The organism is Aeromicrobium sp. REDSEA-S32_B7, from assembly GCF_001626145.1.
Classification (GTDB): Bacteria; Actinomycetota; Actinomycetes; order Propionibacteriales; family Nocardioidaceae; genus Aeromicrobium; species Aeromicrobium erythreum.
On the sequence record NZ_LUNF01000109.1, the window covers coordinates 1 to 7792 of the forward strand.

The window sequence follows — 7792 nt, forward strand, 5'->3', positions numbered from 1 at the left end:
GGCTTCGGCGCGGGTGCAGGCGCGGCCTCGACCGCTTCATCGGAGGAATGCATGCGGCGAAGCTCGTCCCAATCTTCCGCATGGTCGGAAAAATAGGCCAGCGCTTCGCTTTCGCGATGCTCGCGAATCTCGGCCAGCTTGCGTCGGTCCTGCCGACATTCCTCGGCGAATTGCGCATCGACCGCTTCGGCCTCGACGCCGTCTACCCGGCGTTCTTCCTCGCGGTCCTGCTGCCCGAGCTGCGCGACCGCGACCGGCGGGGCGTGGCCGTCGTCGGCGGGCTGCTGGCGCTCGCACTCGTGCCCGTCGCTCCCCCGGGCGTGCCCGTGCTGGCGGCGGGGCTCGCCGCCCTGTGGGGACTGCGTTGGCGGGAGGCCTCGTGAGCACCATCTGGGTCACCATCCTCGGCCTCACCGTCGCGACGGCCGCTGTGAAGGCCCTCGGACCGGTGCTGCTCGGTGGTCGCGACCTCCCGGAACGGTTCACCGGCGTGATCGCCCTCATGGCCCCGGCGCTGCTGACCGCGCTCGTGGTGACCAGCGTGCTCGCGGTCGGTGACCGGTGGCACGCCGGTGCCGACACGGTCGGCGTCGCCGCAGCCGGCGTGGTCGCCTGGCGCGGCGCCTCCGTGGTGACGACGTTGGCCGTCGCGGTGGTCGTGACGGCCCTGCTGCGCCTCGCGGGCCTGCCGTAGCGGCAGGCCGCGTCGTCAGCCGACGTCGAGCGCGAAGAGGTCGTCCTCCGTCTCGCGGCGCAGGATCAGCCGTGCCTCGCCGTCGCGCACCGCGACCACCGCCGCACGCGGCACGTGGTTGTAGGTGCTCGCGAGCGAGCGGCAGTACGCGCCGGTGCCGGGGACGGCCAGCAGGTCGCCCGCGGCGACGTCACCCGGGAGGTACTCGTCCTTCACGACGATGTCGCCGCTCTCGCAGTGCTTGCCGACCACCCGGCTCAGCACCGCCGGCGCCTCGGAGCGGCGCGAGGCGAGGGTGCAGGAGTAGTCGGCGCTGTAGAGCGCGGGCCGCACGTTGTCGCTCATGCCGCCGTCGACCGCGACGTAGCGACGCGACGCTCCCCCGTCGAGACCGACGGACTTGACCGTGCCGACTTCGTAGAGCGTGAAGGTCGTCGGGCCGACGATCGCGCGCCCGGGCTCGATCGACAGGTGCGGCACGGCGACGTCGAGCGCCCGGCACTCCGCGTGCACGATGCCGAGCAGGCTGTCGGCCAGCTCGGCCGGCGAGCGGGGGTCGTCCTGCGTCGTGTACGCGATGCCGAAGCCGCCGCCGAGGTCCATCTCGGGCGGGACGACGCCGAGCTCCTCGATGATCCGCGCGTGCAGGCGCAGCACGCGTCGCGCGGCCACCTCGAAGCCGTCGGCCACGAAGATCTGCGAGCCGATGTGCGAGTGCAGGCCGAGGAACCGCAGGCCGCCTTCGCCGGGCCGCTGGGCGGCGACGATGCGGCTCACGGCCTCGAACGCGGCACCGTCGGCGATCGAGAAGCCGAACTTCTGGTCCTCGTGCGACGTGGAGATGTACTCGTGGGTGTGCGCCTCGACGCCGGCCGTCACGCGGACCATGACGGCCGCCTCACGACCGGTCTCGGCCGTGAGGGCGACGAGCCGGTCGATCTCCTCGAGCGAGTCGACGATGATGCGTCCGACACCCGCCTCGAGCGCGCGACGCAGCTCGGCCACCGACTTGTTGTTGCCGTGCAGCGCGAGCCGCTCGGGCGGGAACCCGGCGCGCAGCGCGACGGCGAGCTCGCCGCCCGTGCACACGTCGAGGCTGAGCCCCTCCTCCTCGACCCAGCGGGCCGTGGCGACGCAGAGGAAGGACTTGCCGGCGTAGTACACCTCGCACCCCTCGAAGGCGTCGCGGAAGGCCCGCGCGCGGGTGCGGAAGTCGTCCTCGTCGAGGACGTACAACGGCGTGCCGAACTCCTCGGCCAGGTCGGTGACCGACTCACCGGCGACGGTCACGACGCCGTCGACCTTGGAGACGTTGCGGGCCCACAGCTGCGGCACGAGCGCGTCGACGTCGTCGGGGCGCCGCAGCCACGCGGGTCCGCGGTCGCCCGCCTGCCCGTGCAGCGCGCCCGCCTCGTGGGCCCTCATCACATGCGCTCCGGGGCCGAGACGCCGAGCAGGCCGAGACCGTTGGCGACGACCTGACGGGTCGCGTCGACCAGCACCAGACGCGCGCGGTGGACGTCGGTGGCCTCCTCGTCGCCCTGCGGGAGCACCCGGCAGACGGCGTAGAAGGCGTGGAAGGCGGCGGCGGTGCGCTCGAGGTAGCGGGCCACCCGGTGCGGCTCGCGCAGCTCCGCCGCGCGTGACGCCACCTCGGGGAAGCTCGCGAGGGCGCGCAGCAGCTCACCCTCCTTCTCGTGCTCGAGCAGGCCCGGGTCGAAGCGGTCGAGGCCGTGGTCGACGCCGAGGTCGGCCGCGTTCCGCAGGATGCTCGACAGCCGCGCGTGCGCGTACTGGACGTAGTAGACGGGGTTGTCGTTCGTCGTGCTCGCCCAGAGGTCGAGGTCGAGGTCGATCGGCGAGTCCGTCGAGTAGCGCGCCAGGGCGTACCGGGCCGCGTCGACGCCGATGGCACCCACGAGGTCCTCGAGGGAGATGACGGTGCCGTTGCGCTTGCTCATCCGCAGCGGCTGGCCGTCGCGCAGGAGGTTGACCAGCTGCCCGATCAGCAGCTCGAGGTTGACGCCCGGCTCGTCGCCGAACGCGGCGCACATCGCCATCATCCGCGAGACGTACCCGTGGTGGTCTGCGCCGAGCATGATGAGGCAGCGGTCGAAGCCTCGCTCGCGCTTGTCGAGGTAGTAGGCGAGGTCGCCGGAGATGTACGCGGGCTGGCCGTCGGACTTCACGACGACCCGGTCCTTGTCGTCGCCGTAGTCGGAGGTGCGCAGCCACCGGGCACCGTCCTTCTCGTACATCTTGCCGAGCTCGTCGAGCCGCGCGATCGCCCGGTCGACGGCACCGGACGCGTGCAGGTCGTTCTCGTGGAAGTACACGTCGAAGTCGACGCCGAAGTCGTGCAGCGACGCCTTGATCTCCGCGAACATCAGCTCCACGCCCTCGGCGCGCAGCAGCTCGGTCGCCTCGGCGTCGGGCAGCGACGCGACGTCGGGGTGCTTCGCCACCACGTCGGCGGCGATCTCGTGGATGTACTGGCCGCCGTACCCGTCCTCGGGCGCGTCCTCGCCGCGCGCGGACGCGAGCAGCGACCGGGCGAAGCGGTCGATCTGGGCGCCGTGGTCGTTGAAGTAGTACTCGCGGGTGACGTCGGCGCCGGCGAACGTCAGGAGCCGGCCGAGCGAGTCGCCGACGGCGGCCCAGCGCACGCCGCCGATGTGGATCGGACCCGTCGGGTTCGCGCTGACGAACTCGAGGTTGACCTTCTGACCCGCGTAGAGCCCGCTGCGGCCGTAGTCGGCTCCGGCCTCGAGCACGTGCGCGGCCACCTGGCCCTGCGCGTCGGCGGCCACCCGCAGGTTGAGGAAGCCCGGGCCGGCGACCTCGGCCGCGCTCACGCCGTCGTGGTCGGCAAGCACCGCCGCGAGGTCGGTGGCGAGGTCGCGCGGGTTCAGGCCCGCCTTCTTGGCCAGCTGCAGCGCGATGTTCGTGGCGTAGTCGCCGTGCTCCTTGACCTTGGGTCGCTCCACGCGCACCTGGGCGGGCACGCCGTCGGGGAGGCTGAGCCGTCCCTCGTCGACGAGCCGCTGGAGGGCGGACACGATCACGTCGCTGAGCTGCTCGGGAGTCACCGCACCAGCCTATCGAGCGGCGCGCCGCTCCCCGCCCGCGGGAAGCCCTGACGCGACCGTCGCCTCAGGCCTGCGAGCGGCGCTGGATGACGTCGTTGACCGTCGACACCAGGTGGTCGGGGTCGAACGGCTTCGTCACGTAGGCGTCGACTCCCGCGTCGAGGCCTCGCTGCGCAGTCGCTCGTCGGCCCGGATCGTGTGCACGGTGCTCACGCCGTCCTGCCGCGGCATCATGACGTCGACGGTGACGACGTCGGGCAGGTCGCCCGCGTCGGCCGCGGCCCGCAGCCGCTCCACGCAGTCGAGCCCGTCGACGGCCTCCCGCACGTCGAACCCCGCCAGCTCGAGGTTCGTGCGGATGAGGAACCGGATCGACGCGGTGTCGTCAGCGATCAGGACCGTGGGCACGCGCACCACCGTAGCGGGCGTGAGGTAGGGTCGTACCGCACTCGGCCAGACCGGTCACCGCACCCGCGGAACCGTGCACCGGCCCCCGTAGCTCAGGGGATAGAGCACCGCCCTCCGGAGGCGGGAGCGCAGGTTCGAATCCTGCCGGGGGTACCCATCGCAGCGCATCGGACCCGTCGCCACCTGGCGGCGGGTCACTGGTTGCTCTCCCGGTCGTGTCGCCCGTTCAGCGCACCGGCCTTGGCCGTGTAAACGCCTGTCACATTTCTTCTCGTCCAGGCAGCGCGGAGGTGCCGGACGTCGTAGGCTCAGGCCTGCGCCGGACCGCCCACCCCTGGATGCGGACGGCGCAGCAGCGCCCCTGCTCTCGGACAAGGAGAGCAGGGGCGCCTTGCTCCCGCGTGCGGGAGCACGAGGAACGATACGCTCGTCCGGATCCCGACCCCACGGGCCGAGCGGCGGCTCGGGCGGCTGGTCAGTCGCAGGTGCCGCGCACGACGTGCGTCACGCCGAGCTCGTCCATCCACGGCAGCTCGGCGTCCGAGACGCCCAGGGCGACGCAGTCGGCGTCGATCTGCGCGGCCAGCGTCGCGATCGACTCCACGAGCACCCGCCGTCGGACGTCGTCGGCCAGGCCCTGCACCAGCTCGGGGTCGATGCGCAGCACGTCGGGCGAGAGCAGCAGGATGTGGCGCAGCTCGGCCGCACCGTCGCCCACGCGGTCGACCGCGACGCGCGCGCCCAGCCGCCGCAGCGGCTGCAGCAGCGCCGTGAGCTCCTCGTAGTCCTCGATCGTCTCGTCGACGTCGAAGCGCAGCATCAGGCGCGACGGCGGCATCGAGGCGATCAGCGCCTGGAAGGCAGGGTCGCGCAGCGCCTCCGCCGACAGACTGACGCTCACGACGGGCACCGACGTCTCCTCGACGGCCTTCAGCGTGCGTGACAGCACCGACAGCTCGAGCTCGACACCACGGCCCACCTCACGCGCCTCGCCCAGCCGCCGACGGAACGGGCGGCCGTCCGCGAAGCGGGCCACCGCCTCGTGGCCGACGACCGCACCGGTCCCGACCTCCGAGACGGGCAGGAGCTCGATCGTCGCGTCCTCCAGGGCGCCGTCGATGGTCTCCGCGAGGTCGGCCAGGTCGGTGAGCCGACCATCGACCTGCTCCTCCATCTCGATGAGACGCATGATGAGCACCGCCGTCGCCCGCAGCACCTCCGCCTCGGCCGGCGACAGGTCCGGGTGCGGATCGCGCGAGAAGGCGCACAGCGTGCCGAAGAGCTCTCCGCTGCTGCGCGTCATCGGGACGCCGACGTAGGCACCGATGCCGAGGTAGGACGTGTGGAACGCGTCGACCGTGAGCGGCTCGCTGGCCGTGTCGGGGACGACCTCGCCCAGCTGGCCGCTCGTGATCATCTGGCAGTAGGTGCCCTCGTACGGCTCGCTGAAGCCCACCTGGATCGGCAGGTCGACGTCGGAGACGAGCGCACGGAACGAGCGACGGTCGCCCTCGATCTCGCTGATGAAGGCGACGTTGAGACCGAGCTCGCGACGCACCAGGTCGACCATGGCCGTCGCTGCCGTGCGTGCGTCCGTCCTGAGCCTGCTCACGCGCCTTGCCTCTCGGAACCCCGAACCGTCGTCTCGGAGGTGATCCTAGGGTCTTCCTCCCAGATCCGCACCGCGACGCGACCCTCCCACCCCACCTCGCCGACCGACGTGACGGCGTCACGGTCGAGCGGACCGAAGACGTGCGGGAAGAGGACGTCGTCGCTGACCCCGGGCGGCGGGACCGGCGACGCCGCCTCGTGCACCACCTCCGCCTGCAGCCGCGTGACGTCGAGGCGCAGGACCAGCAGCGGTCGCGGTGCGTCGGCGTAGAACGCCGTGGCCACCGCGAGCGTCGTCGCCTCGTCGGGCGAGCAGTGCACGAAACCCTCCGTCGCGAGCGACGCGGGCGCGTACGGACGGTCGGGGTCGGCGGTCCAGTCGGGCGCCGGGACGAGGTGCAGGATCGTGGTCGGGCTGGGCGGTCGAGGAACGTCGCCGTCGGGGGTCACGGGGTCATGGGACCACGAACACCCTGAGGACGGGAATGCGCCACCCTCGCGTCGCCTTGACGCAGGCATGAAGAACATCGGGTTCCTGTCGTTCGGGCACTGGTCGGACTCGCCGCACTCGGCGACCCGCAGCGCCTCCGACGTGCTGCACCAGTCGATCGAGCTCGCCGAGGCGGTGGAGGACCTCGGCGGCGACGGCGCGTACTACCGCGTGCACCACTTCGCGCAGCAGCTCGCGTCGCCGTTCCCGCTCCTGGCCGCGGTCGGCGCCCGGACCAGCCGCATCGAGATCGGCACGGGCGTCATCGACATGAGGTACGAGAACCCCCTGTACATGGCCGAGGACGCCGGGGCCGCCGACCTCATCAGCGACGGACGCCTCCAGCTCGGCATCAGCCGTGGATCACCGGAGCAGGTGATCGACGGCTACCGCTACTTCGGGTACGCCCCGAGCGAGGGCCAGAGCGACGCCGACCTCGCCCGCCAGCACACCCAGGTCCTGCTCGAGGTGCTGAAGGGTCAGGGGTTCGCCGAGCCGAACCCGCGACCGATGTTCCCGAACCCGCCGGGCAGGCTGCGCCTCGAGCCGCACTCCCCCGGCCTGCGTGACCGCATCTGGTGGGGCGCCGGCACCCGCGCGACCGCCGAGTGGACCGCGGAGCAGGGCATGAACCTCATGAGCTCCACCCTGCTCACCGAGGACACGGGCGTCCCGTTCCACGAGCTCCAGGCCGAGCAGATCCAGCGCTTCCGCGACGCGTGGAAGGCCGCCGGCCACGAGCGCGAGCCGCGCGTGTCGGTGAGCCGCAGCATCTTCGCCCTCGTCGACGACCGCGACCGCGCGTACTTCGGCGGCTCGGGCGGCGACGACCAGGTCGGCTTCCTCGAGGGCGGCCGCGCCCGCTTCGGCCGCACCTACGCCGCCGAGCCCGACCAGCTCGTCGAGCAGCTGCGCGAGGACACCGCCGTCGCCGCCGCCGACACCCTCCTCCTCACCGTCCCCAACCAGCTCGGTGTCGAGTACAACGCCCACGTCGTCGAGAGCATCCTGAAGCACGTCGCGCCGGAGCTGGGCTGGCGCTGAGTGGGATCGTCCTGGCGGTCGCGCCTCTTCGTGCGTGGGCTGGGTCGGGGTGTGGTTGCTGGGGCGCTGCCTGCGGTGGTCGTGACCTTGGCCGTGCGCTGCGGCAGGGGTCTCGACCTGCTGAAGCGCTCCCGCAGGGGGTCTGGGCTTGCTGGTGCGCTGCCTCGGCCCTCGCTGGGGGTGTTCTCCGAAAGGGCCTCGACCGGGCGGCTGGCATCCGCGCTGGTCTGGAGTCTCGGGCTGTGGGTTGGGCACGGGGTTGACCCAAGATTCTGCGTTCGCGCGTCGGGGCCCAAGGATTCTGCGTTCGTCACGGGATCCCGTCGCGAACGCAGAGACGTCTGCGCCGGCAGCCCGCTATCGGTGGATCTTCAACCGCAGAACGGCTCCTGCGGTTGCAGATCCACCGATAGGACGCGCGAACGCAGAACGGTGGGTCAAGAACGCAGAAACGAA

7 protein-coding genes, 1 tRNA gene and 1 pseudogene are annotated in these 7792 nt (G+C 72.0%); 4 read left to right on the forward strand and 5 right to left on the reverse strand.

What is annotated here, in order from left to right:
* Positions 1–383 (forward strand): annotated as a pseudogene (locus tag A6Q79_RS07865) (hypothetical protein); the annotation flags it as partial.
* Positions 380–694 (forward strand): AzlD domain-containing protein, encoded by a 315-nt coding sequence (locus A6Q79_RS07870; protein ID WP_286690323.1) that lies wholly within the window; start codon positions 380–382, stop codon positions 692–694. The pseudogene A6Q79_RS07865 and the gene A6Q79_RS07870, both read left to right, overlap by 4 nt.
* Before the next feature lie 15 nt (positions 695–709).
* On the opposite strand, the gene lysA is transcribed toward A6Q79_RS07870, so the two are convergent.
* From lysA to A6Q79_RS07885, 3 genes are all read right to left on the reverse strand, one after another.
* Positions 710–2119, reverse strand: a complete 1410-nt coding sequence (lysA, locus tag A6Q79_RS07875) for a diaminopimelate decarboxylase (protein WP_286690322.1) — start codon at positions 2117–2119, stop codon at positions 710–712.
* Positions 2119–3783 carry an arginine--tRNA ligase gene (gene argS / locus A6Q79_RS07880; protein ID WP_286690321.1) on the reverse strand — a complete coding sequence of 555 codons (1665 nt, stop codon included), beginning with the start codon at positions 3781–3783 and terminating at the stop codon, positions 2119–2121. Before argS ends, lysA begins: the two co-directional genes overlap by 1 nt.
* 135 nt (positions 3784–3918) lie before the next feature.
* On the reverse strand, positions 3919–4191 hold the full coding sequence (locus tag A6Q79_RS07885; protein ID WP_317697587.1) for a response regulator: 273 nt from the start codon (positions 4189–4191) through the stop codon (positions 3919–3921).
* An 81-nt stretch (positions 4192–4272) separates the two neighbouring features.
* On the opposite strand from A6Q79_RS07885, the gene A6Q79_RS07890 reads away from it, so the two are divergent.
* A tRNA-Arg gene (locus A6Q79_RS07890) sits at positions 4273–4344 on the forward strand.
* Between the two features lie 322 nt (positions 4345–4666).
* On the opposite strand, the gene A6Q79_RS07895 is transcribed toward A6Q79_RS07890, so the two are convergent.
* Together A6Q79_RS07895 and A6Q79_RS07900 are read right to left on the reverse strand one after the other, a co-directional pair.
* On the reverse strand, positions 4667–5803 hold the full coding sequence (locus A6Q79_RS07895) for an EAL domain-containing protein (protein WP_144433702.1): 1137 nt from the start codon (positions 5801–5803) through the stop codon (positions 4667–4669).
* Positions 5800–6252, reverse strand: coding sequence for a DUF952 domain-containing protein (locus A6Q79_RS07900; RefSeq protein ID WP_286690319.1), 453 nt, complete (start codon positions 6250–6252; stop codon positions 5800–5802). The genes A6Q79_RS07895 and A6Q79_RS07900 overlap by 4 nt, the downstream gene beginning before the upstream one ends.
* Positions 6253–6319: 67 nt before the next feature.
* On the opposite strand from A6Q79_RS07900, the gene A6Q79_RS07905 reads away from it, so the two are divergent.
* Entirely contained in the window at positions 6320–7336 is a 1017-nt protein-coding gene (locus A6Q79_RS07905; protein WP_067856219.1) for an LLM class flavin-dependent oxidoreductase, read from the forward strand.
* The last annotated feature ends 456 nt before the right edge of the window (positions 7337–7792 follow it).

What these genes read in the sequence shown, in the direction of transcription:
- A6Q79_RS07905 (WP_067856219.1), top strand. Translation starts at nt 6,320, where the DNA reads ATGAAGAACATCGGGTTCCTGTCGTTCGGGCACTGGTCGGACTCGCCG.
- lysA (WP_286690322.1), bottom strand. Translation starts at nt 2,119, where the DNA reads ATGAGGGCCCACGAGGCGGGCGCGCTGCACGGGCAGGCGGGCGACCGC.